Source organism: Stutzerimonas stutzeri (assembly GCF_002890895.1).
Taxonomy (GTDB): domain Bacteria; phylum Pseudomonadota; class Gammaproteobacteria; order Pseudomonadales; family Pseudomonadaceae; genus Stutzerimonas; species Stutzerimonas stutzeri_AB.
Map to the genome: position 1 here is coordinate 285,277 of NZ_POUL01000006.1, position 21,238 is coordinate 306,514.

Here is a 21,238-nt window from a genome sequence, read left to right on the forward strand (position 1 = left end):
TTGCGCCCGGTCAGTAAACCGCCTGCCCCATCACCTCGCAGAGCTTCTCGATCGCCCCAAGCATCTGGAAGCTCGGTCGTTCCAACCCCTTGTCGGGCACTTCCCAGAGTTGCCCTTTACGCACTGCTTTCAGCTGGGGCCAGGCGCTCCATTCGGACAGCTGAGCACCGCTGCCAGCCAGGATTACGTCAGGGTTACGGGACAGCACGGACTCCACGCTGACCTGCGGCGCGGGCAGTTGCAGATCGGCGAAGACGTTGCGACCACCGCAGATTTCGATGGCTTCACCAATGATCTGAGGACCGCCGAGCGTGTAAAGCGGACGATTCCAGATCTGGTAGAACACGTCCAGCGGGGGCTCACGGCGATAGCGCTGACGCAGCTGATCCAAACCCTGATTGAACTGGCGCTGGAGTGCTTGCCCCTGTTCGCTTCGCCCCACGCGTTGACCGATCACGGCAAACTGGTTGGCGAGTTGCGCTAGGGAGGTCGGCTGAGCGACAAGTACCGGAATGCCAAACTGAGTGAGCTGGTCGCGCTGCGCACGGCTGATACTGTCTGGCCAGAGCAGCACCAGGGTTGGCTGCAGCTCGAGCAGGCTCTCCATTTCGAGCTGTCCCACACGCCCGACCGGGGGCACCCCCGCCAGCGCCACCGGCCGTTCGCCACCGTCGAGAACGCCGACCAGAAGATCGCTGGCGTCCAGCTCCAGCATGATCTCGCTGAGCGAGGGCGCCAGGCTGATTACGCGCTCGACGGCCGGCAATTGCGGCGACACCACCAGCGCAAGGCACAGCAGCAACGTACGCATCACTGGAGCTGACGTGGGACGCGATAGAGAACAAGCAGCATCAGGCTGCCGCACACCAGCAGCAGCTGTGCCACCGGCTCGACCCCGAGCGGTGCGCCAACCGCAGCGACCCAGGCCGGCAGCCCGGCAATCCGCAGTGCGCGTAGACGAACATTTCGCAACGCGGACCACGCTGAGGGCTCGGCATCGCTGTCGAACGCTCGCTCGGTTTTAATCAGGGCATGCTTGTACGCGGTGAAGCGCGGCAAGCTGAGAAACAACAGGCCCAGGCCGATAAAGAACAACGGGAACGCAAGGAAATCTTGGTGGCTACCAGTCAGCTCGGGAAGCTGGTTGGCAGCAAGCACCGGCACTACTACCAGCAGCAGTTGCAGCCAGCCGTCACGTGACAGCTGGCGACGGGCAGCAGCACGATTCACGACTGCTCGGCTTCGCCCTGATGGATTTCGCCGAGCATGTGACCGAGCTTGCCGGCCTTGGTAGCGAGGTACTTTTCGTTATGCGGGTTGTGTGCGATTTCCAGCGGCATGCGCTGGGCTACACGAATGCCGAACCCTTGCAGCGCCTTTACCTTGCGTGGGTTGTTGGTCATCAGCTTGATTTCGGCGATACCCAGATGCTCGAGCATTGGCAGGCAGATGGCGTAGTCACGCATGTCCGGGGCAAAGCCCAGGCGTTCGTTGGCCTCGACAGTATCGGCGCCGGCATCCTGCAGCTCGTAGGCGCGGATCTTGTTCAGCAAGCCGATGCCGCGGCCTTCCTGACGCAGATACAACAACGCCCCACGACCCTCGTCGGAGATCGCACGCAGCGCAGCTTCTAGTTGAAACCCGCAATCGCAACGCAGGCTGAACAGGGCATCACCGGTGAGGCACTCGGAATGCAGGCGACCCAAAACGGGCTTGCCGTCGGCCACATTGCCCAGGGTCAGTACGACATGTTCCTTGCCAGTGTCCTGATCGAGAAAACCATGCATGGTGAACACACCGAACGGCGTCGGCAGTTGGGAAGCGGCGACGAACACGACTGACACCGGAGAAACTCCAGAAGGCGGAAAAGCGGATATTGTAACAGCAGTGCTGCGGCAAGCTGTATCGGAAGATACCGCAGACCTCGGTGGATATAGGCAAGGCTCTATCACGAGGGGCCTCGCCTATATCTTGGATTCGAGCTTCAGGACGCCTTGATCCTCGCGCCAGCTGACGCGACTGAGAAAGCTCATGCCAAGCAGGGCGTCGGTAGGTGAGCTGCCTTCCACCACCACGGCTTCGACCCCGAGCACGTCGATCGCCCCGACTTTCACGCTGTTGAGGTTGACCCGCCAGGCCTTCGCCGTGCCGCTTGCCGTGCCTACGACGATCTGCCGGCCGTCAACTCGATAGTCGATACCGAGGCGCCGCGCCTGGATTTCGTTGATCGCCACCGAGGTGGCGCCGGTATCGACGAGAAACTGCACGGGCTGTCCATTGACCGAACCGGCTATCCAGTAGTGACCGCCCTGCCCCTGAGCGATGCTCAGTTGGCGACGATCAGGCTCGGCGAACCCGGAACTCAGCTCACGGGAAAGCCCGTAATTGCGCTCATTGCCATCTACCCGCAGAACGGCGCCTTTCGAATCTGCGCTGACCACCTCTACACCGCCCGGCCCCACCTGGCCAACCCGTACGAGCTTGCGCTGGCCATCGACATTCAATACCGCAGCGCCAGGAAACAGGCCGACAACCTGCACCCGGGGCGCGGCCGTGACAGCGAGCGAGACGAGCGAAAGGCCAACGGCGAACAGCAGGGCAACAGGGCGCATCAGCGGCGGCTCCTAGAATCTGGGCAGGTCGCATTCTTTCATAGAGCATCCAGGCCTTACAGCGATCCGATGCACAGCCAGAGCCCAAGCCGGGTCAGGCCAGCAACCGCACTGCAATATGCATCACACCGCAAGCGGCGAAGCCGGCGAGGATGTCGTCAAGCATGATGCCCAGCCCACCATGCACCTGACGATCCACCCAACTGATCGGCCAGGGCTTGAGGATATCCAGCAGGCGGAACACGACAAAACCGAGCAGCAGCCAGTACCAGCCCGCCGGCACTAGCCAGAAGGTAATCCAGATACCGGCAAACTCGTCCCAGACAATGCCCTCGTGGTCATGCACGCCCAGATCCTGGGCGACCTTGCCACATAACCAGATGCCGAACAGCATGCTGGCGAGGATTAGCGCGCCGTAGCCCCACGCCGGCAGCATCTGCCACAGGGGCACGAACGCCAGCGCCACAAGGGATCCCCAGGTGCCGGGTGCCTTGGGCAGCGTGCCGGAGCCGAAACCAAAGGCCAGGTTATGCCACGGATTGCTCCACACCGAATGAGGGATTGGTTCGGCGACAGGCTGCAGGGAATCGGTCAAACGGTGGTCCTCTTGTTCTAATCGAGCAGCAACGGCTCAGCTCGTGAAGTGGTTGTAGCCCTGATGGCTGACGTCCACGAAATGCCCTTCTGCATCGACCAACCGAACACCCTCACCTGCGGCCACGTGGCCGATCGCATGAATGGGCCAGCCTTCAGCCTGCATGATGGGAAACGCATCAGCTGGCAAGGTAAACGCAAGAACGTAGTCATCGCCTCCTGCCAAGCCGCACTGCAGCGCCCGCTGGGCACCGGCAAAACGCAGCAGCGAATCCGACAGCGGCACCCTCGCTTGCTCGACGACCAGCGAAACAGAGGACGCGTTGGCAATATGCGAGCAGTCGGCCAAGAGGCCATCGGATATGTCCAACGCCGCGGTTGCCTTGCCCCGCAGCGCCTGACCGAGCGCGAGCTGCGGTTGCGGCGACCAGTAGCGCCTTAGCAGCGCTGCAGCCTCGACTGAGCTCGCTTCTCGCTCGCCGAGCACCACCGGCAAAGCCCCGGCCGCATCGCCAAGCGCTCCACCAACACACAGCAGATCGCCTGGTTGCGCGCCGCTGCGCAACAACGCCTGACCTACCGGTACGCGCCCAAAGACCGTCAGCGTCATGCTCAGCGGGCCGCGCGTAGTGTCGCCGCCGATCAGGCGCATGTCACAGCCAGCAGCCATGGTGTCGAGACCACGGGCGAACTCACTCAGCCAGTCGGGATCAACGGAAGGAATCGTCAGCGCCAGCGTGAAACCAATGGGCGTCGCGCCCATCCCGGCGAGATCGCTGGTCGATACAGCCAACGCACGCTGACCAAGCAGATAGGGATCGCACGGATCGGAGAAATGCACGCCAGCGACCAGCGTGTCTGTGGAAACTGTCAGCTGCTCGCCGACCGGGACCGTCAGCAACGCGCAGTCATCGCCGATGCCCAACGCGACATCGCCGCCAGCCCTGGCACAAGCGGCGGCGGCGAAGTAGTGGCGGATCAGCTCGAACTCACCCATCAGCCGGATGGCTCAGCGCTTGTGTGCGCTGACCTCGGCACTGCGCAGGCTGGGCGCCAGCTTGTCCAGCACACCATTGACGAACTTGTGCCCGTCAGTGGCGCCGAACACCTTGGCAAGCTCGATGCCCTCGTTGATCACCACGCGGTACGGGACGTCGACGCGATGCATCAGCTCAAAGGTGGACAGGCGCAGAACGGCCAGTTCTACCGGATCGAGCTCTTCGAGCGGACGATCGAGATGCGGCACGATGGCGCCGTCGACTTCAGTCTTCGCGCGCGCAACGCCAGTCAGCAGCTCATGGAAGTAGTTGCCATCGACGCCGGAGAAATCGTTGTCGACGCGAAACTGCGCCTCGATTTCGTTGAGACTTTGGCCTGCCATGTGCCACTGGTACAGCGCCTGCATTGCCAGGCTACGCGCGACGCGGCGCGTCGCGATCTTGCCCTTGGCCTTTGGCTGCGGAGCATCCTGACTGTCGTCGTGATTAAGGCTCACTTGGCCTCCAGCTGCGCCAGCAGACTCACCATTTCAAGCGCGGACAGGGCAGCTTCGGCGCCTTTGTTGCCAGCTTTGGTGCCGGAGCGCTCGATAGCCTGTTCGATGGAATCGACAGTCAACACGCCGAAGGCGACCGGCACACCGAATTCCATGGAAACCTGCGACAGGCCCTTGGTGCATTCGCCAGCCACGTATTCGAAGTGCGGGGTGCCACCACGGATGACCGCGCCGAGGGCGATGATCGCGTCGTACTCGCCCTGCTGGGCAACTTTCTGTGCGACCAGCGGAATCTCGAAGGCACCCGGCGCGCGGATGATGGTGATGGCGTCTTCAGCGATGCCGTGGCGCACCAGCGCATCGACTGCGCCACTCACCAGGCTCTCGACAACGAAGCTGTTGAAGCGGCCGACGACCAGGGCGAACTTGCCCTGCGGGGCGATGAAGGTACCTTCGATGGTCTTCAGTGTCATAGGTGGTTTCTCATCTCTTTAAAGAACGAAGGCGCCGCGTTGCATCGCGGCGCCCTGACATCGTTTATTCGGCGGGCAGGTATTCTACAACTTCCAGATCAAAGCCGGATATCGCATTGAACTTCATCGGCGAGCTCAGCAAGCGCATCTTTCGAACACCGAGGTCGCGGAGGATCTGAGATCCGGCACCCACGGTGCTGTAAGTTGCCGGGCTCGGAGATTGCTGACGGTTGAGCTGGGCCAACAAATGCGGTCCGGTCAGCGGATTGCCCAGCAGCAGCACCACGCCGCTGCCGGCTTTTGCCACTTCGCTCATCGCCGCGCGCAGACTCCAGCGCCCCGGCACGGTCACCAGCAACAGGTCGCGCAGGGGCTCCATGTTGTGCACGCGCACAAGGGTCGGCTCTTCCGGGGAAATCTCACCGCGCGTCAACGCCATGTGCACCGTGTCTTCCACGTCGTCGCGATAGGTGACCAGCGTGAACTGACCCAGCTCGGTTTCCAATGGCTGCTCGGAAACCCGCTCGACGGTGCGCTCGTGAATCATGCGGTAGTGGATCAGGTCGGCGATGGTGCCGATCTTCAGGCCGTGCTGCTCAGCGAAAAGCTCGAGCTCTGGGCGACGCGCCATGGTGCCGTCGTCATTCATGATTTCGCAGATCACGCCAGACGCCTCGAAACCGGCCATGCGCGCGAGGTCACAGGCCGCTTCCGTATGCCCGGCACGCGCCAGGACGCCGCCCGGTTGCGCCATCAGGGGGAAGATATGACCGGGGCTGACGATGTCTTCGGCCACGGCATTCCTTGCCACCGCGGCCTGCACGGTGCGTGCGCGGTCAGCGGCAGAGATACCGGTGGTGACACCCTCAGCCGCCTCGATGGAGACGGTGAATTTGGTGCCAAACCCGGAGCCGTTGCGCGGCGCCATCAGCGGCAGCTGCAGGGTTTCGCAGCGCTCGCGGGTCATCGGCATGCAGATCAGGCCACGGGCGAAACGAGCCATGAAATTGATGTGCTCGGCAGTCACGCATTCGGAGGCGATGATGATGTCGCCCTCGTTTTCCCGGTCCTCGTCATCCATGAGGATGACCATCTTGCCGGCGCGAATATCTTCGATCAGTTCTTCAGCGGTGTTCAGAGCCATGGTGGCCATTCCTTCTATTCGTTTACCGAGCCGGGTTCAGGTAGCCGTGTTCGGCGAGGAAGCTTTCGGTCAGGCCCGAGGCATTGGGTTCGGCGGCCTTGTCACCCATCAGCAGGCGCTCCAGGTAACGCGCCAGCAGATCCACTTCCAGATTCACTTTCCGCCCGGGGCGGTAGTCGACCATGATGGTTTCGGCCAGGGTGTGCGGAACAATGGTGAGTTCGAACTCCGCGCCATTGACCGAATTGACCGTCAGGCTGGTGCCATCGACGGTGATCGAGCCCTTGAGCGCAATGTACTTGGCCAATTCGCGTGGCGCGCGGATACGGAACTGCACGGCGCGGGCATTCTCTTCACGCGAAACCACCTCACCCACGCCATCGACGTGACCGCTGACCAGGTGCCCGCCGAGGCGACTGGTCGGCGTCAGGGCCTTCTCCAGATTCACCCGGCTACCGGTCTTGAGATCAACGAAGGCGGTGCGCGCGAGCGTCTCACGGCTGACATCGGCCCAGAAGCCGTTGCCCGGCAGCTCAACAGCGGTCAGACAGACGCCATTGACAGCAATACTGTCGCCGAGCTTGACGTCGCCCAGATCCAGTTTGCCGGTCTCGACCAGCACGCGAACGTCGCCGCCCTTCGGCGTCATAGCACCAATGGTCCCGATGGATTCGATTATTCCTGTGAACATGCGGCCTCCCGTGGAAGGCAGTTGAAACGATGCATATGACGAACTCCTGTTTTGGATAAAACAGGGCGCTGCAGATCGATAGGGAGTGGACGCGCGCACGAAAGGCGCCCGTCGAGGCATCCCGCTCTCTCTCATCCGGACTATACCGTCGGCCCCGGAATCACACCGGGTCTGCTGACCTTGCCTGGGCAAGCGCTCGCGGGCTAGGCACTGAACTGTGCCATTACCGCCGGTGGGGAATCTCACCCCGCCCTGAGAACGTGGGCCCTTTCAGGCCCGGCGCAGTTTTTACCACAGTTGCGTCGATTCTGCAGCCGACAAACGACCGCCAGACCGGCGCTGCGGCAGCGAAACATTTTTAAACATCTACGCAACTACCGTTGCGTTTGTTTGTCCATACGCGTCGCAGCGGTCTATTCGCGCGCCGACGCCGCCAGCTGCACCCGTGCAACACAAGACGATCAGGAAGGAACGTCACGCCCGCATTCTTCGTACCGACACGCCGAGCCAGGATCCGCTCGTAGTTGCAGATCCTCCGCGCCGACCAGGACACGATCAGGACGAACGCTCCGAACCTTCACATGTGCCATGAGGGATGGGTATGTCAGAGGTTACGGCTATGGAACCGTCGGCTGAGGCACATGCTGCCCAGATCGACCGCAAGGGCTACACGGTCATAGAGCACTACATCTCACCCGAACAACTCGAACTGGGCCGCGCCTTCATCAAGCAACAAGCGGCCACCCGCGAGGGTGAGTATTTCTGCATTCATGGTATTGAAGAGCTGAGCGGCACCATGTTTGCGGGATTGGCGCTCTCACCGCCATTCAAGGACCGAATGGCGCAGCTTTATCGCCTTCAGTCGGGTCGAGAGCCGGCCACTGAGGAGCAGGTTTTTCCGGTTATTCGCTGTCTGCAAGGGCGCAGTGGGCTCAGCCAATCGCACTTCTACCACTTCGACGCCACGGCCGTTACCGCGTTGCTACCGCTGTACATTCCGACTGAAGGCGAACACTGCGGCGACCTGATCATCTTCCCCAATACGCGGCATATCCGATTCAACGCGTTGCGCAACGTCATTGAAAAGGCCGTGCTGCATAACACTGTCAGTCAGAAGCTGGTCGCCTTTGCGGTGCGGCGCGGCTGGCTGAAACCGATCCGCCTGAAGCTGGTGCCCGGCAACCTGTATCTGTTCTCGGGCTACCGCAGCCTGCATGCCAATGACGTATGCGATCCCTCCATGCTGCGCGCCACGGCGCTGTTTCACTTCGGCAATCCGCATCACGAAAGCGCGCTGGCGCGATCATTACTGGGAGCGAACAAACGCCGGGCCAAGCTGGACCATAACGGGCTGAGGCCGGTGAACTGAGGGTTCTGCGCAACGGTGCTGTCGGTCGGGCGGCTATCCAGCGCCTGATCAGACGCTGGGGGTGGCGGTGATTTTCCAATCGTCGCCAACTGCCCGGATATCCTTGATCTGCAGTTCGCGCGCCTCGCTCATGCGATCGAGCGGCAGATCGAGCAGCGGCCGCGCCGAGGAGCCAAGGAACTTGGCGGCAACGAATATTTGATATTCGTCGATCAGGCCCAGCGCGGCAAAGGCGCCGGCCAAGCGCGGCCCGGCTTCGAGCAGCACCTCGTTGACATCGCGCTTGGCCAGTTCATGCAACAGACGACGCAGATCGACACGCCCCGCCTCACAGGGAAGCGCCAGCAACTCATGGCCCGCCGACTTATAACGAGCGGCCTGATCCTCACTATTGCTGACGACCAGTGCGGGTCCAGCCAAAAAGAACGGCGCGTCCAACGGCACACGTAGTCGCCCGTCGACCAGAACCCGCAGCGGTTGCCGTTGCATCGCCAGCGCGGACAGTTCGTCATCCAACCGCAGCTCGGCAGCACGCACAGTCAGCCGAGCGCTGTCCATCAGCACCGTGTCGGCGCCGGTGAGCACCACGCTCGACTGCGCTCTCAAACGCTGTACCTCGGTGCGTGCATCCGGCCCGGTGATCCATTGGCTTTCGCCGCTGGCCATCGCGGTGCGCCCATCCAGGCTCATCGCCAACTTGGCCCGCAGGTAAGGCAGCCCCGTTTCCATGCGCTTGATGAAACCAGGGTTCAACGCGCGCGCTTCGCTTTCCAGCACGCCGCTGGCGACCTCGATGCCCGAGCTGCGCAACAGCTCCAGGCCACGACCGGCCACCTGTGGATTGGGGTCCTGCATGGCTGCGACTACCCGGCCAACCCCCGCCTTGACCAGCGCCTCGGCGCAGGGCGGTGTGCGGCCGTAGTGGCTGCATGGCTCAAGGGTGACATAAGCGGTTGCGCCAGCGGCGCGCTCGCCAGCCTGACGTAGGGCGTGGACTTCGGCATGCGGCTCGCCAGCACGCACGTGCCAACCTTCACCCACCAGTTCACCGCTCTTGACGATGACGCAGCCGACCCGCGGATTAGGGTGCGTCGAATAGAGCCCCTTGCGCGCCAGTTGCAGCGCACGGGCCATCCAGAGGTGATCGTTGGCGCTCATTCGGTTTTGGCGGGTTCGCGGGACAGGCGCTCGATTTCCTCACGGAACTCGTTGAGGTCCTGAAAGCGGCGGTAGACGGACGCGAAGCGGATATAGGCGACCTCATCGAGTTTCTGCAGCTCGACCATCACCAGCTCGCCGAGCACGCGCGACTTGATTTCGCGTTCGCCGGTGGCACGCAGGCGATGCTTGATATGAGCGATGGCTTCTTCGAGGCGCTCGACACTGACCGGGCGTTTTTCCAGCGCGCGCTGCATGCCCGCACGGAGCTTTTCCTCGTCGAACGGCTGACGGCTGCCGTCCTGTTTGATCAGCCGAGGCATGACCAGCTCAGCGGTCTCGAAGGTGGTGAAACGCTCACCGCAGGCGAGGCACTCACGGCGACGGCGCACCTGATCGCCTTCGGCCACGAGGCGCGAGTCGATGACTTTGGTGTCATGTGCACCACAGAAGGGACAATGCATGGGCTAGAGCTGTCAGACGTCGGGAGAGCCATGGTAGCGCATCCCGCCAGCAAGACAAATCGAGCGGATTGTTGCTATACAGGCGCGCATCTACGTCATGTTATGGAGCCGTTCGTGCTGTTACGCCACTTTGTTCTACCTGCTCTGCTGCTGGTTCTGGTTGGTTGTGCGAATGAGCGTTCCCAGCGCCCTACCGCGGCCGTCACCTTCGAAGAGCCGCCCGAGGCCAGCACCTTGATGCACGAATTGCACGGCAGCCTGATCGGCGTACCCGCTGACAGTGAAGTCGAGCTGGCGCTGCTGGAGGTCAACCGTCGTGACCAGCCAGACCGACTGCTGAGCAATGTGAGGCTGCAAGGCCGGGGAACCGAGCTGCCGTTCATTCTCAAGTTCAATGCCGAGAAATTCCCCAAGGGCCGGGATGTGGAACTGCGCGGACGCGTGACCCGGTCTGGGCAACTGATCATGCGCCTGCCCGCCGTGCAAGTCAGCAGTTCGGCCAACCAGTCCCTCGGCCCGTTGCATCTGGTGCCAGCACCATGAAGCCACCCGCTGCGCTGCAACAGGCACTGGCAGAACTGCTCGGCGATGCTTCGCTGAGTATCGAGTCATTGCCCGGCACGGATATCAAACTGTGGTTGATCGATGCGCTGAACATGGACCGCGCCTTCAGCCCCGAGGAAACCCGGAGGATTCTCGAAGAGCCGCCCTATTGGTGCTTCTGTTGGGCCAGCGGCCTGGTCCTGGCCCGCTGGCTGGCCGAGCGACCGGAATGGGTGCGAGGCAAGCGCGTCCTGGACTTCGGTGCGGGGTCAGGTGTCGCGGCCATTGCCGCAGCAAAGGCCGGCGCCGCAGAGGTTGTGGCCTGTGATCTGGACCCGCTGGCCCTGGCCGCGTGTCGCGCCAACGCGGAGCTCAACGGTGTGCAGCTCAACTATTCGGACGATTTTTTTACCGAGGCTGACCGTTACGACCTGATCATCGTCGCCGATGTGCTCTATGACCGGGCCAACCTGCCCCTGCTCGATGAGTTTCTCAGCCGCGGCCAGGTGGCACTGGTCGCCGATTCCCGCGTGCGGGACTTTCAGCACCCCCTGTATGAGCGCCTGGACATTCTCGACGCCTGCACCTGGCCGGATCTGGCCGAACCGGCGGAGTTTCGCCGAGTCAGCCTCTACCACGCCCATCGCCAAGCTGTGCCCGTCGCAATGTGCTGAAGCGCAGCGCAGGCTTTGCTCTGGAGGACACATGCAGACCGACAAACCATTACGCCTGTTCTTCGCCCTGTCCTGCCCTTCCGACCTTGCGGATGCTATTTGCAACTGGCGCGACAGTCACGCGCTGGGCGGTCGCCCTATCGCCCAGGCCAACCTGCATATGACTCTGGCTTTTCTCGGTAACCAACCGGCAACAGCGGTGGATGGCTTGAAGCAGCTTGCGGACAGCCTGCGTGTTGACGCTTTCTTGCTGCAGCTCGACCAGCTGCAGATGATCGGCAAGAATTTCGCCTGTTTGACGCCCAGCCTGAGCCCCTCGCCCTTGATTGACCTCATCGGGCAATTGCACGCCGGACTGTCCGCGCACGGTGTCGTGCTTGATTCTCGCCCGTTCCTGCCGCATGTCACCCTGTCGCGGCAGGTTCACGCCTTGCCCACTGTGGAGCCACGGGCTTTCCGTTGGGCCGTGAACCACTTCGGGCTCTACCTCTCAGAAAACACCACACAAGGTGCTCATTACACCGAGCTGGCAAGCTGGCCGCTGGCTACACCCTGCGGCTGAGCATCTGCAACCTGCACCCTTGCTTCCGAATCGCCTCGCCCCCACTTAACATGCACGCCTACTTCGCATGTGCCCATTCCGAGAATTTCAATGAGCCAGACTCCCTACATCTTTGACGTCACCAGCGCCAATTTCGAGCAGCTGGTGCTGGAAAACTCCTTTCACAAGCCGGTGCTGGTGGACTTCTGGGCCGAGTGGTGTGCGCCGTGCAAAGCGCTGATGCCGCTGCTGGCGAAGATTACCGAGGAGTATCAGGGCGAACTGGTACTGGCCAAGGTCAACTGCGATATCGAGCAGGACGTGGTGGCGCGTTTCGGCGTACGCAGCCTGCCTACCGTGGTGCTGTTCAAGGACGGTCAGCCGGTCGACGGCTTTGCCGGTGCCCAGCCGGAATCGGCGATTCGCGCCATGCTCGAGCCACACGTGCAGGCGCCAGGCGCGCCGGAAGCTGATCTGCTAGAAACCGCCCAAGCGCTGTTCGCCGAAGGGCGCATCAGCGAAGCGGAAAATCTGCTCAAGCAATTGCTGGCCGAAGACAACGAAAACGCGGCAGCACTGATTCTCTATGCGCGCTGCCTGGCCGAGCGTGGCGAGCTTGGCGAAGCCGAACTGGTGCTCGACGCGGTCAAGGGCGACGAGCACAAGCAGGCACTTGCCGGCGCCCGCGCGCAGCTGACCTTTCTGCGCCAAGCCGCTGATCTGCCGGAAGTGGCCGATCTGAAAAGCCGCCTGGCGCAGAACGCCGAAGATGACGAGGCGGCTTACCAGCTGGCCATTCAGCAGCTGGCACGCCAGCAGCACGAAGCGGCGCTGGACGGTTTGTTGAAGTTGTTCGTGCGCAATCGCGGATACGCGGACGGCCTGCCGCACAAGACGTTGCTGCAGGTATTCGACCTATTGGGAAGCGACCATCCGCTGGTCACCACCTACCGCCGCAAGCTGTACCAGGCGCTTTATTGATATCTACGAATGGGACCAGCCCTGGGCTGCACTGACATCCATGCGGCGGGTCCCGCCTGAACCACCCTGGATCGGTACAACGTGAGCTACCCGATAACGTTGCATGCCGATCCGGGGATGACAGTTCGCCCGCTAGCCCTCGAGTAACTGGCGCAACGCCAGGCAATCACGGGCGTGCAGCTCGGTCAGCTCAGGCCAGGGGTTCTCCGGCAGGTTGACCAGCACGCCGCACGCGCCTGCCGCCTTGGCGCATTCCAGGTCGAAACGGAAATCACCCACCATCACCAGCTCGCTGGGTTCGATGCTCCATTTGTCCGCCAGGTGCAGCAAGCCGCCCGGATCGGGTTTCGGTGGTGCTTCGTCACGGCCGAGGATGTCATCACTGGCGAAGCAGTCACCCATGCCCACCGCCTGCAGGGTTACCAGCGCCAACTCGTGTGCGTTGCGCGTCAGCACGCCAAGCCGGCAACCCCGCTCACGCAGCATATGCAGGAGCTCACGAGCACCTGGCGCGGGTGTCGCGGCATGAGCCAGCTCGCGCTCGTGATCGAGCAGCCAGGCGCGCTTGCTGGCGGCTTCGTCAGCCGGCAGCGCAGCCAGGTGATGCAGGATGTCGTCTTCCTGGGGAATGTCGAGCGCCCGCTTGATCGCCGGGAAGTCATGCACGGCAAGGGTCAGGGTGCCGTCCATGTCGAACACCCAGTGCCGCGCATCGGCCAGGCTCACTTCCAGTCCTCACGCACGCGAATCAGGCCTTCCTGCGCCACCGAAGCGACCAGCTCACCCGCGCGGTTGAAGATACTGCCGCGGGCGAAACCACGCGCGTTGCCGGCCCAGGGGCTGTCCATGGAGTACAGCAGCCATTCATCGGCGCGCACTTCGCGGTGGAACCAGATGGCATGGTCAAGGCTCGCCAGCTGGATAAACTTGCTCCAGGAGCTGACGCCGTGTGGCTGCAGGGCGGTGCCGATAAAGCTGAAGTCCGAGGCGTAGGCGACCAGGTACTTGTGCAGGGCCGGGTTGTCCGGTAGCGAGCCATCGGCGCGGAACCAGATGTGCCGAACAGGCTCGATCGGCTGCGGATTGATGGGGTCCTGCAGCGTGACCGGACGGATCTCGATGGGTTTTGGACGGCGCAGCTTTTCCGCCACGCGCGCCGGGACCAGTGGTGTCAGCTTGTGCAACAGCTCCCATTCGCTGAGCAGGTCTTCGGGGCCGACCACGTCAGGCATCGGCAACTGATGCTCGAACCCGGTCTCGTCGGCCTGGAACGAGGCGCTGCAGGTAAAGATGGTCTGCCCTTTCTGGATCGCGCTCACGCGGCGCGTGGTGAAACTGCCACCGTCACGCACCCGGTCGACGTCGTAGACCACCGGATGATGCGAATCCCCAGGGCGCAGGAAGTAACCGTGCATCGAATGCACGTGACGCTCCGGCGCCACCGTCTGGCTGGCGGCGGACAGCGCCTGACCGACCACCTGGCCGCCGAACAGCTGGGGAAAGCCCAGGTCCTGGCTGGCACCGCGGAAGAGGTTTTCTTCGATACGCTCCAGCGACAGCAGGTTGACCAGCGTGTCTAGGGTGTCGCTCATGGTGTAAGTTCCTTTATGTATGCGAGGCACGAGGCAGGCGCGCAATGTTACGGATTCCTCCGAAGCGGCTCCACTGCTTGCGCTTATCGACGCCGTTCAGCCCAGTTGTCCTGCGTCATTCGATACAGCACGTGAGGGCGCAAGGGATCACCCTCGGAAATCATCGGATGGTCGAAGTCATCCTCAGGTTCGTGCCTCATGCCAAGCGCCTGCATCAACGCCAGTGAAGGCTCATTGATTGCTGCCGTGTAAGCCACCACCTCCGGCAGCTGCAACTGATCGAAACCGCATGCCAGCGACGCCTCCGCCGCTTCGCGGGCGAAGCCTTGCCCCCAATGCTCATGGGCGAGCCGCCAGCCGATTTCCACAACCGGGCAGAACGGCAGCGGCAAACGGCTCCAGGACAGCCCGGCTATACCGATGAAACGGCCGTCACTCTTGAGCTCCAGCGCCCAGAAACCGAAGCCGAATCGCGCGAAGTGCATCCGGCTGCGCGCCATCACCGCAGCGCATTCATCGCGTGAGAGCAGCTTGGGGAAATAGCGCATCACCAGCGGATCGCTGCACAACTCATGCAGATAATCGAGATCGGCATCATGCCAGGCGCGCAGGCGCAAACGCGGTGTTTCCAGTTCAATACGTTCCATCGGTTCGTCCGTGCTGTTTCCTTGAAGATTTCGGTGGCGGCTCTGCATACTCGCTGTTGACCTCAATGGGCCCGATTCGATGTCTCTGCCGCTGGTTTTTCACGACGATTACAGCCCAGCCTTGCCGCCGGGGCACCGCTTTCCCATGGAGAAGTTCCGGCTGCTGCGCGACCACCTCGTCGATTGCGGTTTGACCACGGATGCAGCGCTGTTACGTCCCGAACTCTGCCCGCCCGATAGGCTGGCACTCGCCCATGACCGTGGTTATGTCGAGCGCTACTGCAGCGGCGACATGAGCCGCGAAGAGCTGCGCCGCCTGGGCCTGCCATGGAGCCCGCAACTGGCGCAGCGCACCGTACGCGCGGTCGGCGGCTCGCTGCTGGCCGCGGACCTTGCGTTGCAGCACGGGCTGGCCTGTCACCTGGCGGGCGGCACCCACCATGCCCATTACGACCATGCCTCTGGGTTCTGCATATTCAACGACCTGGCCATTATCGCCCTTTCGCTGCTGGAGAGCGGCCGCGTCGGCCGTGTACTGATCTTCGACTGTGATGTGCATCAGGGCGACGGCACTGCACGAATTCTCGAGCAGGTGCCGGACGCGGTCACCGTGTCGCTGCATTGCGATAAGAATTTCCCGACGCGCAAGGCCCGCAGCGACTGGGACATCGGTTTGGCGCCAGGCCTGGGCGATGCCGACTACCTGAAAGTCGTCGACGATACGCTCAGCTACCTGCTGCCGCTGTATCAGCCGGACCTGGTCATCTATGACGCCGGCGTCGATGTACACCGCGACGACGCGCTGGGCCTGCTCGCGCTCAGTGACGAAGGCCTGGCCATGCGCGACAGCGCCGTGATCGAACACTGTCTGGGTCGGGACATTCCGGTGGTCGGCGTGATTGGCGGCGGGTACGACAAGGACCGCGCGCTGCTTGCCCGGCGCCATGCGCAGCTGCACATCAGCGCCGCCGACGCCTGGCAGCGCCACGGCTTAGGCTGACACCACTGGTCACACCGAAGACCGCAGTGCGGAACTTCGATCGACAGCGAAACCCTCACTTCTATGTGTGAATGAACTGCCCCGGCACGTCTGGACCGCTGTTCAAGCACTGGCAAACATAACAATGAGGACGCTCCAATGCTCGAAACTGACCGCGACACCACGGCCTATCGCAACGTTCGCACTCGCTACCGGCCCCACGCATCCTGGAGTGCCGTGTTCGCCGGCATCGCATTGGCTCTGGCCATTTCGTTGCTGCTGCACCTCCTGGGTACAGCCATTGGCACAGCCACCATCGACCCGGCCACCGAAGCCAACCCTGTTGCAGGCCTTGGAAAAGGTGCCGTTATCTGGATGGTGCTCGCCGGCATCGTGTCGCTGGCCATAGGGGGTTATGTCGCGGGTCGCATGGCGCCTCGTCACGGCATGCTGCACGGCTTGCTGGTCTGGGCAGTGACGACACTGGTCACAGTCTATCTGATCGCCAGCCTGGTCGGTTCCGCCGTATCGGGCACGGCCAGCATGGTCGGCTCGGGCCTGCAGGCAGTCGGCTCCGGCATTGCCTCGGTGGCGCCAGCGATTGGCGGTGAGATCAAGCAGCAGGTCAAAGAGGCGGATATCAACCTTGACCTCAGCGACATCCAGGCCGAAATCAAGCAGGCGCTGCGTCAGACCGGCAAGCCGCAGCTGGCGCCACAGAATCTGGAACAGGACGCCGAAGCGGTTCAGCAGCAGGCGCAAACCCGCGTCGAACAGGCTCAACAGCAACCGCAGCAGGCCGATGAGCAACTGACCCAGCTGATCGAACAGATCCAGCAGAAGGCTGAGGAAACGCTGAACGCCGCCGACCGCGAAGCGCTGGTCAACCTGATGCAAGAGCGCGGCAACATGAGCGAGCAGCAAGCCGAGCAAATGGTCAGCCAGATCGAGCAGCAGTATCAGCAGGCCTACATCAAGTTCCAAGAACTGCGCGCTCAGGCCGAGATGAAAGCCCGTGAAGCTGCCGAGCAGGCTGCCAAGCGTGTTTCCCAAGCGAGCTGGGCGCTGTTGATCACCCTGTTGATCAACGCCGTTGTGGCTGGTTTCGCCGGCATGTTCGGCTTCCGCCGTCAGCCAAAACAGTCCGACGCGGTTTAACCCGCTACACCCCGGCGCTCCCAGCGCCGGGGCTTCTTCAACTCCGTAACCCGCCCCACTCTCTCCTCCCTCGCTGCAGACTTCCCATCGCGAACCGCTAGAATGGCCGCCTCCGAACCACGGCCACGTTATTCAATGCGCACACCAGAATCTCGCGTCGCCATTATCGGCGGCGGCCCCGCCGGGTTGATGGCGGCCGAAGTGCTGAGTCAGGCAGGCATTGCCGTCGACCTGTATGACGCCATGCCCTCGGTCGGCCGCAAGTTTCTGCTGGCCGGCGTCGGCGGAATGAACATCACCCATTCCGAGCCTTTCGAGCCTTTCGTCGCGCGCTATCGCGAACGCGCAACGGCGCTTCGTCCTCAACTGGAGGCGTTCACACCCGAGCAGCTGCGCGAGTGGATTCACGGGCTTGGCATCGACACCTTCGTCGGCACCTCAGGGCGTGTGTTTCCCACGGACATGAAAGCTGCACCGCTGCTGCGTGCCTGGCTGCGCCGCCTGCGTGACGCCGGCGTACAGATTCATACGCGTCACCGCTGGCTGGGCTGGCACGCTGACGGCAGGCTCAAGCTGCACAGCGCGGATGGCGACCTAAGCGTCCGCGCGGACGCCGTGCTGCTTGCTTTGGGTGGCGGCAGCTGGGCTCGCCTGGGTTCCGACGGCGCCTGGGTTGCACTGCTGGAACAGCGCGGTATCTCGATTGCTTCACTGCGCCCCGCAAACTGTGGCTTCGAGGTGGAAGCCTGGAGCCAGCATCTGCTGGATAAATTTGCCGGCGCGCCGCTGAAAACGGTAAGCCTCGCACTTACCGGTGGCGCCCCGCGCAAGGGTGAGTTCGTCGTTACGGCCAAAGGAATCGAAGGCAGTCTGGTCTACGCGCTGTCCGCCGAGATCCGCCAGGCAATCGAGCAGAACGGCAGCGCTACCGTCACGCTGGACCTGCTGCCCGACCATGCACCGGAGCGTATCCTTCGCTCGCTGGCCAAGCCGCGCGGTTCGCAATCGATGGCCAAGCACCTCAAGCGTCAGCTCGGCCTTGATGGCGTCAAGGCGGGGCTGTTGCGCGAGCTCGCGCCCGCCGAGGCCTTCGATGATCCGCAGCAGTTGGCAGCCGCGATCAAGGCGCTGCCGATCAGGTTGCTGCGCACGCGTCCGTTGGACGAAGCCATCAGCAGTGCCGGCGGCGTGCCGTTCGAAGCACTGGACGAGGGCCTGATGCTGCGCCAGGCGCCCGGCGTGTTCTGCGCCGGTGAGATGCTCGACTGGGAAGCGCCCACCGGTGGCTATCTGCTGACCGCCTGTTTTGCCAGTGGTCGAGCAGCTGCGGTGGGTATGCTGCGCTGGCTGGGGATTGATGGCTCGACCAAGCCCTGACCGGATGGCATTCGCTTAAGCCAGATGCCTGAACAGCGCCACGGCGACGATCCCGGCCGTGATCGCCGGCAGCGGCTTCTTGACCAGGAGCATCGTCACCGCGGTGGCCAGAAAGGCCAGTCGCGCGCCGTTATCCCCGTTGACTGCCATCGGCGTCAGCAGGGCCACCAGCACCGAGCCGGACATAGCACTGATGAATTGCTCCGTTCGCCGGCTGATGGGCACGAACGACATGGCAAACACTCCGCCCCAACGGGTCACCAGGGTGACCACCGCCATGATCAGAATGATGACCAGCGCTCCGGATCCCGCCGTCTGCAGCGTCACTTCGACTTCTCCATCCACAGCGCGCCCAACAGGCCACCGGCCAGCGCTCCGACTACCACATGGCTGTTGGCGGGCAGGTACCAGTACGCCAACATCGACGTCCCGCCGGCGACGATCCAGATCACGGTCATCCGCAGATCCTTCTTGCCGCCGACGACCATCGCCAGCAGGAAACAGCCCATGACCATGTCCAGTCCCCAACTGACCGGATCATGGATGGCACTGCCGAAATAAAGCCCCAACCAGGTGCCCAGCACCCAGAACGTCCAGAGCGCCAAGCCACCGCCGAAGAGGATGCCAAGCCCCGGCTTGCCAAGATTGAAGGCTTGCATGGACATCGCCCAGTTGGCATCCGAGACGACCAACATCACGGCATAGCGCTTCGCCGGCGGCAAATGGCGCAGATAGGGATACAGCGTCGCGCCCATCAACAGATGTCGCGCATTGACGGCAAACACCGTGACCACCAGCGGAGCGACCGGAACATGGGTGCCCCAGAGCTCCAACGAGGCGAACTGCGAAGCCCCGGCGAATACCAGCGCGCTCATCATCAGGATCGAATAGTCGTCTAGCCCGGCCTGTGTCGCGGCCAGACCAAAGGCCAGTCCGAACACCACGACGAACAGCGAAATCGGCGTCAGCTGCTTGAAGCCAGCCCATACGTCAGCTCGGCCAAGCGAGTACAGCTCCGCTTCCGCGTTTGCCACAAGAGACCTCTCAACTGTCTGTCAGGATGATTCACGGAAAGCCCCGAGCCGCTGACGGGTTCCAGCGATGCTCGGCGTTGTCGATATGACAGCCGCGTTGACCAGCGTTTCATTCGGATGCTTCTGCTACTCAATGGTGGCGAGGCAACCACAGCGCGTCAGGGCATATGCCGACTAGCGTTTTTTCGCCGGTTTCGAGCCGCCCAGGCTCGGCACCTTGCGGATCGGCTTGGCGTTGGGCTTCTCGCTTTCATCGAACCAGTTGCCCAGGTGGATGCGGCCCTTGCCGGCACCCTCCTTGGGTTTCTTTGGTTTTTTCGGTTTCTTGATGATCTGCCCGCCCGGCTGGGTCGTCGGCACCCGATGATCCGGGACGAAGCCCGGCTCGTCGTGGCGCGGCAGAACCTGCTGGATCAGGGTTTCGATGGCCGCCAGCTGATCGACTTCGTCAGCAGCCACCAGCGATACAGCTTCGCCCGTGGCGCCCGCCCGCCCGGTGCGGCCGATGCGGTGCACGTAATCCTCGGCGACGATGGGCAGGTCGAAATTGACCACCTGCGGCAGGTCATGGATGTCCAGGCCGCGTGCAGCCACATCGGTTGCCACCAACACCTGTACCTCACCGGCTTTGAAGCGCTCCAATGCGCGCAGCCGCGACGCCTGCGGCTTGTCCCCGTGGATCGCGTCACTGGCGATGCCTTCGGCCTGCAGCTCCTCCACCAGCTGGTCGACGCCCTTGCGTGTTTTGACGAACACCAGTACCTGGCCCCAGCGCTTTTCCGCCAGCAGATGCAGAAACAACTCAGACTTGCGCTTCTTGTCGACGGGCACCAGCCACTGTTTGACCGTCTTGGCGGCGGCATTCCGCGGGCTGACCTCGATGGACAGCGGGTCGCGCAACAGCTTCTGCGCCATCTGCCGGATCGCATCGGAAAAGGTCGCGGAAAACAGCAGCGTCTGGTGCTTTTTCGGCAGCGCACTGAACAGCGCTTCGAGCTCTTCGGAGAAGCCGAGGTCGAGCATGCGGTCGGCCTCGTCCAGCACCAGCGCCTGCACCTGGCTGAACTTCACGGCATTCTGCCGGTACAGATCGAGCAGCCGACCAGGCGTTGCCACCAGCACGTCGATGCCCTTGCGCAAGGCCATCATCTGCGGGTTGATGCTGACGCCGCCGTAGACCGCATAGGTGCGCAGCGGAAGGTCCTGCCCGTAAGTCTTGAAGGACTCGTGCACCTGCTCCGCAAGCTCCCGAGTCGGCACCAGCACCAACGCCCGGACCGAATTGCTGGTCACCTGCGGGCCTTCATGGAGCAGCCGCTGCAGCAGCGGCAAGGCGAAACCCGCAGTCTTGCCGGTGCCGGTCTGCGCCGCGGCCATCAGGTCGCGGCCCTTGAGCACGGCCGGAATCGCCTTGGCCTGGACGGGCGTCGGCTGGGTGTAATCAAGCGATTCGAGGGTGCGTAGCAGCTGATCGATCAGGCCCAAAGAGGCGAAGGTCATGACGGTAACCGGGAAGACGAAAACAGGCTGCGCAGTCTACTCGAAAGCAAGCTGGAAGCTCGAAGCTCGAAGCTCGAAGCCAAGCGTAGATACCGTCTTCCCCATTACCGAGCAAGGGCCAGTTGAGGGTCGAAACGCTGGCCCGATTTAAGTACCCCATAGGCGATGTGCAGCAGCTTGCGCATCGCTGCACAGACGATTTGTTTTCCGGA

At 62.8% G+C, this 21,238-nt stretch carries 26 protein-coding genes, 1 pseudogene and 1 riboswitch; of the genes and pseudogenes, 8 read left to right on the forward strand and 19 right to left on the reverse strand.

Annotated features, from left to right (window positions below):
* Positions 1-10: 10 nt before the first annotated feature.
* The 10 genes from CXK96_RS13900 to CXK96_RS13945 all read right to left on the reverse strand — a co-directional run bounded on the left by CXK96_RS13900 (position 11) and on the right by CXK96_RS13945 (position 7,009).
* Positions 11-811 (reverse strand): cobalamin-binding protein, encoded by an 801-nt coding sequence (locus tag CXK96_RS13900; protein ID WP_102837029.1) that lies wholly within the window; start codon positions 809-811, stop codon positions 11-13.
* Positions 811-1,230, reverse strand: a complete 420-nt coding sequence (locus CXK96_RS13905; protein WP_102837030.1) for a hypothetical protein — start codon at positions 1,228-1,230, stop codon at positions 811-813. The genes CXK96_RS13900 and CXK96_RS13905 overlap by 1 nt, the downstream gene beginning before the upstream one ends.
* Entirely contained in the window at positions 1,227-1,844 is a 618-nt protein-coding gene (gene ribA, locus CXK96_RS13910) for a GTP cyclohydrolase II (RefSeq protein ID WP_102837031.1), read from the reverse strand. Before ribA ends, CXK96_RS13905 begins: the two co-directional genes overlap by 4 nt.
* A 120-nt stretch (positions 1,845-1,964) precedes the next feature.
* On the reverse strand, positions 1,965-2,612 hold the full coding sequence (locus CXK96_RS13915; RefSeq protein WP_102837032.1) for a retropepsin-like aspartic protease family protein: 648 nt from the start codon (positions 2,610-2,612) through the stop codon (positions 1,965-1,967).
* 94 nt (positions 2,613-2,706) lie between these two features.
* Positions 2,707-3,207: a phosphatidylglycerophosphatase A family protein gene (locus CXK96_RS13920; protein ID WP_102837033.1), complete on the reverse strand. Its 501-nt coding sequence runs from the start codon at positions 3,205-3,207 to the stop codon at positions 2,707-2,709.
* 36 nt (positions 3,208-3,243) lie between these two features.
* The gene (gene thiL / locus CXK96_RS13925; RefSeq protein ID WP_180981526.1) at positions 3,244-4,203 is read right to left on the reverse strand and encodes a thiamine-phosphate kinase; all 960 of its coding nucleotides are present in this window, start codon (positions 4,201-4,203) and stop codon (positions 3,244-3,246) included.
* A 12-nt stretch (positions 4,204-4,215) separates the two neighbouring features.
* The gene (nusB, locus tag CXK96_RS13930) at positions 4,216-4,701 is read right to left on the reverse strand and encodes a transcription antitermination factor NusB (RefSeq protein WP_102837035.1); all 486 of its coding nucleotides are present in this window, start codon (positions 4,699-4,701) and stop codon (positions 4,216-4,218) included.
* Positions 4,698-5,174, reverse strand: a complete 477-nt coding sequence (gene ribE / locus CXK96_RS13935; RefSeq protein ID WP_019340068.1) for a 6,7-dimethyl-8-ribityllumazine synthase — start codon at positions 5,172-5,174, stop codon at positions 4,698-4,700. The genes nusB and ribE overlap by 4 nt, the downstream gene beginning before the upstream one ends.
* 64 nt (positions 5,175-5,238) lie before the next feature.
* Positions 5,239-6,318, reverse strand: a complete 1,080-nt coding sequence (ribBA, locus tag CXK96_RS13940; RefSeq protein WP_102837068.1) for a bifunctional 3,4-dihydroxy-2-butanone-4-phosphate synthase/GTP cyclohydrolase II — start codon at positions 6,316-6,318, stop codon at positions 5,239-5,241.
* Between the two features lie 22 nt (positions 6,319-6,340).
* Positions 6,341-7,009 carry a riboflavin synthase gene (locus CXK96_RS13945; RefSeq protein WP_102837036.1) on the reverse strand — a complete coding sequence of 223 codons (669 nt, stop codon included), beginning with the start codon at positions 7,007-7,009 and terminating at the stop codon, positions 6,341-6,343.
* Between the two features lie 119 nt (positions 7,010-7,128).
* Positions 7,129-7,273, reverse strand: a riboswitch (FMN riboswitch).
* Positions 7,274-7,628: 355 nt separating this feature from the next.
* Here CXK96_RS13945 and CXK96_RS13950 point away from each other — a divergent pair.
* Positions 7,629-8,378 (forward strand): hypothetical protein, encoded by a 750-nt coding sequence (locus CXK96_RS13950; protein WP_102837037.1) that lies wholly within the window; start codon positions 7,629-7,631, stop codon positions 8,376-8,378.
* 48 nt (positions 8,379-8,426) lie between these two features.
* Here CXK96_RS13950 and ribD read toward each other — a convergent pair whose 3' ends face one another.
* Positions 8,427-9,536, reverse strand: a complete 1,110-nt coding sequence (gene ribD, locus CXK96_RS13955; protein WP_102837038.1) for a bifunctional diaminohydroxyphosphoribosylaminopyrimidine deaminase/5-amino-6-(5-phosphoribosylamino)uracil reductase RibD — start codon at positions 9,534-9,536, stop codon at positions 8,427-8,429.
* Entirely contained in the window at positions 9,533-10,000 is a 468-nt protein-coding gene (gene nrdR, locus CXK96_RS13960) for a transcriptional regulator NrdR (protein WP_045424280.1), read from the reverse strand. Before nrdR ends, ribD begins: the two co-directional genes overlap by 4 nt.
* Positions 10,001-10,102: 102 nt before the next feature.
* Here nrdR and CXK96_RS13965 point away from each other — a divergent pair, with 102 nt between their 5' ends.
* The 4 genes from CXK96_RS13965 (at position 10,103) to trxA (ending at position 12,739) form a co-directional block, all read left to right on the forward strand.
* Complete coding sequence (locus CXK96_RS13965) at positions 10,103-10,543, forward strand: YbaY family lipoprotein (RefSeq protein WP_102837039.1); 441 nt, start codon at positions 10,103-10,105, stop codon at positions 10,541-10,543.
* Positions 10,540-11,217 carry a class I SAM-dependent methyltransferase gene (locus CXK96_RS13970; RefSeq protein ID WP_102837040.1) on the forward strand — a complete coding sequence of 226 codons (678 nt, stop codon included), beginning with the start codon at positions 10,540-10,542 and terminating at the stop codon, positions 11,215-11,217. Before CXK96_RS13965 ends, CXK96_RS13970 begins: the two co-directional genes overlap by 4 nt.
* A gap of 31 nt (positions 11,218-11,248) precedes the next feature.
* Positions 11,249-11,779: an RNA 2',3'-cyclic phosphodiesterase gene (thpR, locus tag CXK96_RS13975; RefSeq protein WP_102837041.1), complete on the forward strand. Its 531-nt coding sequence runs from the start codon at positions 11,249-11,251 to the stop codon at positions 11,777-11,779.
* A 90-nt stretch (positions 11,780-11,869) separates the two neighbouring features.
* Positions 11,870-12,739 carry a thioredoxin gene (gene trxA, locus CXK96_RS13980; protein ID WP_102837042.1) on the forward strand — a complete coding sequence of 290 codons (870 nt, stop codon included), beginning with the start codon at positions 11,870-11,872 and terminating at the stop codon, positions 12,737-12,739.
* Positions 12,740-12,871: 132 nt separating this feature from the next.
* Here trxA and CXK96_RS13985 read toward each other — a convergent pair whose 3' ends face one another.
* The 3 genes from CXK96_RS13985 to CXK96_RS13995 form a co-directional block, all read right to left on the reverse strand.
* Positions 12,872-13,465, reverse strand: a complete 594-nt coding sequence (locus tag CXK96_RS13985; protein WP_102837043.1) for an HAD family hydrolase — start codon at positions 13,463-13,465, stop codon at positions 12,872-12,874.
* A complete protein-coding gene (gene tesB / locus CXK96_RS13990) occupies positions 13,462-14,331 on the reverse strand; it encodes an acyl-CoA thioesterase II (RefSeq protein ID WP_102837044.1) in 870 nt (289 codons plus the stop codon). Before tesB ends, CXK96_RS13985 begins: the two co-directional genes overlap by 4 nt.
* An 83-nt stretch (positions 14,332-14,414) precedes the next feature.
* Positions 14,415-14,978, reverse strand: a complete 564-nt coding sequence (locus CXK96_RS13995) for a GNAT family N-acetyltransferase (RefSeq protein WP_102837045.1) — start codon at positions 14,976-14,978, stop codon at positions 14,415-14,417.
* Positions 14,979-15,057: 79 nt separating this feature from the next.
* On the opposite strand from CXK96_RS13995, the gene CXK96_RS14000 reads away from it, so the two are divergent.
* The 3 genes from CXK96_RS14000 to CXK96_RS14010 all read left to right on the forward strand — a co-directional run bounded on the left by CXK96_RS14000 (position 15,058) and on the right by CXK96_RS14010 (position 18,492).
* Positions 15,058-15,978, forward strand: coding sequence for a histone deacetylase family protein (locus CXK96_RS14000; RefSeq protein ID WP_102837046.1), 921 nt, complete (start codon positions 15,058-15,060; stop codon positions 15,976-15,978).
* 138 nt (positions 15,979-16,116) lie between these two features.
* A complete protein-coding gene (locus CXK96_RS14005; protein ID WP_102837047.1) occupies positions 16,117-17,115 on the forward strand; it encodes a YrzE family protein in 999 nt (332 codons plus the stop codon).
* Between the two features lie 135 nt (positions 17,116-17,250).
* Complete coding sequence (locus tag CXK96_RS14010; RefSeq protein WP_102837048.1) at positions 17,251-18,492, forward strand: TIGR03862 family flavoprotein; 1,242 nt, start codon at positions 17,251-17,253, stop codon at positions 18,490-18,492.
* Positions 18,493-18,507: 15 nt separating this feature from the next.
* Here CXK96_RS14010 and CXK96_RS14015 read toward each other — a convergent pair whose 3' ends face one another.
* The 4 genes and pseudogenes from CXK96_RS14015 to CXK96_RS20995 all read right to left on the reverse strand — a co-directional run.
* On the reverse strand, positions 18,508-18,819 hold the full coding sequence (locus CXK96_RS14015; RefSeq protein WP_102837049.1) for an AzlD family protein: 312 nt from the start codon (positions 18,817-18,819) through the stop codon (positions 18,508-18,510).
* Entirely contained in the window at positions 18,816-19,526 is a 711-nt protein-coding gene (locus CXK96_RS14020; protein ID WP_102837050.1) for an AzlC family ABC transporter permease, read from the reverse strand. The genes CXK96_RS14015 and CXK96_RS14020 overlap by 4 nt, the downstream gene beginning before the upstream one ends.
* Before the next feature lie 174 nt (positions 19,527-19,700).
* On the reverse strand, positions 19,701-21,026 hold the full coding sequence (locus tag CXK96_RS14025; protein ID WP_102837051.1) for a DEAD/DEAH box helicase: 1,326 nt from the start codon (positions 21,024-21,026) through the stop codon (positions 19,701-19,703).
* 104 nt (positions 21,027-21,130) lie between these two features.
* Positions 21,131-21,238, reverse strand: a pseudogene (locus CXK96_RS20995) (IS110 family transposase); the annotation flags it as partial.

Excerpts from the sequence above, each read along its gene's own strand:
- CXK96_RS13950 (WP_102837037.1), top strand. The coding sequence starts at position 7,629 with ATGGAACCGTCGGCTGAGGCACATGCTGCCCAGATCGACCGCAAGGGC.
- CXK96_RS14005 (WP_102837047.1), top strand. The coding sequence starts at position 16,117 with ATGCTCGAAACTGACCGCGACACCACGGCCTATCGCAACGTTCGCACT.
- CXK96_RS13945 (WP_102837036.1), bottom strand. The coding sequence starts at position 7,009 with ATGTTCACAGGAATAATCGAATCCATCGGGACCATTGGTGCTATGACG.
- CXK96_RS13900 (WP_102837029.1), bottom strand. The coding sequence starts at position 811 with ATGCGTACGTTGCTGCTGTGCCTTGCGCTGGTGGTGTCGCCGCAATTG.
- CXK96_RS13965 (WP_102837039.1), top strand. The coding sequence starts at position 10,103 with ATGGAGCCGTTCGTGCTGTTACGCCACTTTGTTCTACCTGCTCTGCTG.
- thiL (WP_180981526.1), bottom strand. The coding sequence starts at position 4,203 with ATGGGTGAGTTCGAGCTGATCCGCCACTACTTCGCCGCCGCCGCTTGT.
- ribBA (WP_102837068.1), bottom strand. The coding sequence starts at position 6,318 with ATGGCTCTGAACACCGCTGAAGAACTGATCGAAGATATTCGCGCCGGC.
- ribD (WP_102837038.1), bottom strand. The coding sequence starts at position 9,536 with ATGAGCGCCAACGATCACCTCTGGATGGCCCGTGCGCTGCAACTGGCG.
- nrdR (WP_045424280.1), bottom strand. The coding sequence starts at position 10,000 with ATGCATTGTCCCTTCTGTGGTGCACATGACACCAAAGTCATCGACTCG.
- ribE (WP_019340068.1), bottom strand. The coding sequence starts at position 5,174 with ATGACACTGAAGACCATCGAAGGTACCTTCATCGCCCCGCAGGGCAAG.
- trxA (WP_102837042.1), top strand. The coding sequence starts at position 11,870 with ATGAGCCAGACTCCCTACATCTTTGACGTCACCAGCGCCAATTTCGAG.
- CXK96_RS14000 (WP_102837046.1), top strand. The coding sequence starts at position 15,058 with ATGTCTCTGCCGCTGGTTTTTCACGACGATTACAGCCCAGCCTTGCCG.
- tesB (WP_102837044.1), bottom strand. The coding sequence starts at position 14,331 with ATGAGCGACACCCTAGACACGCTGGTCAACCTGCTGTCGCTGGAGCGT.
- CXK96_RS13995 (WP_102837045.1), bottom strand. The coding sequence starts at position 14,978 with ATGGAACGTATTGAACTGGAAACACCGCGTTTGCGCCTGCGCGCCTGG.
- thpR (WP_102837041.1), top strand. The coding sequence starts at position 11,249 with ATGCAGACCGACAAACCATTACGCCTGTTCTTCGCCCTGTCCTGCCCT.
- CXK96_RS13970 (WP_102837040.1), top strand. The coding sequence starts at position 10,540 with ATGAAGCCACCCGCTGCGCTGCAACAGGCACTGGCAGAACTGCTCGGC.
- CXK96_RS14010 (WP_102837048.1), top strand. The coding sequence starts at position 17,251 with ATGCGCACACCAGAATCTCGCGTCGCCATTATCGGCGGCGGCCCCGCC.
- CXK96_RS14025 (WP_102837051.1), bottom strand. The coding sequence starts at position 21,026 with ATGACCTTCGCCTCTTTGGGCCTGATCGATCAGCTGCTACGCACCCTC.
- CXK96_RS13915 (WP_102837032.1), bottom strand. The coding sequence starts at position 2,612 with ATGCGCCCTGTTGCCCTGCTGTTCGCCGTTGGCCTTTCGCTCGTCTCG.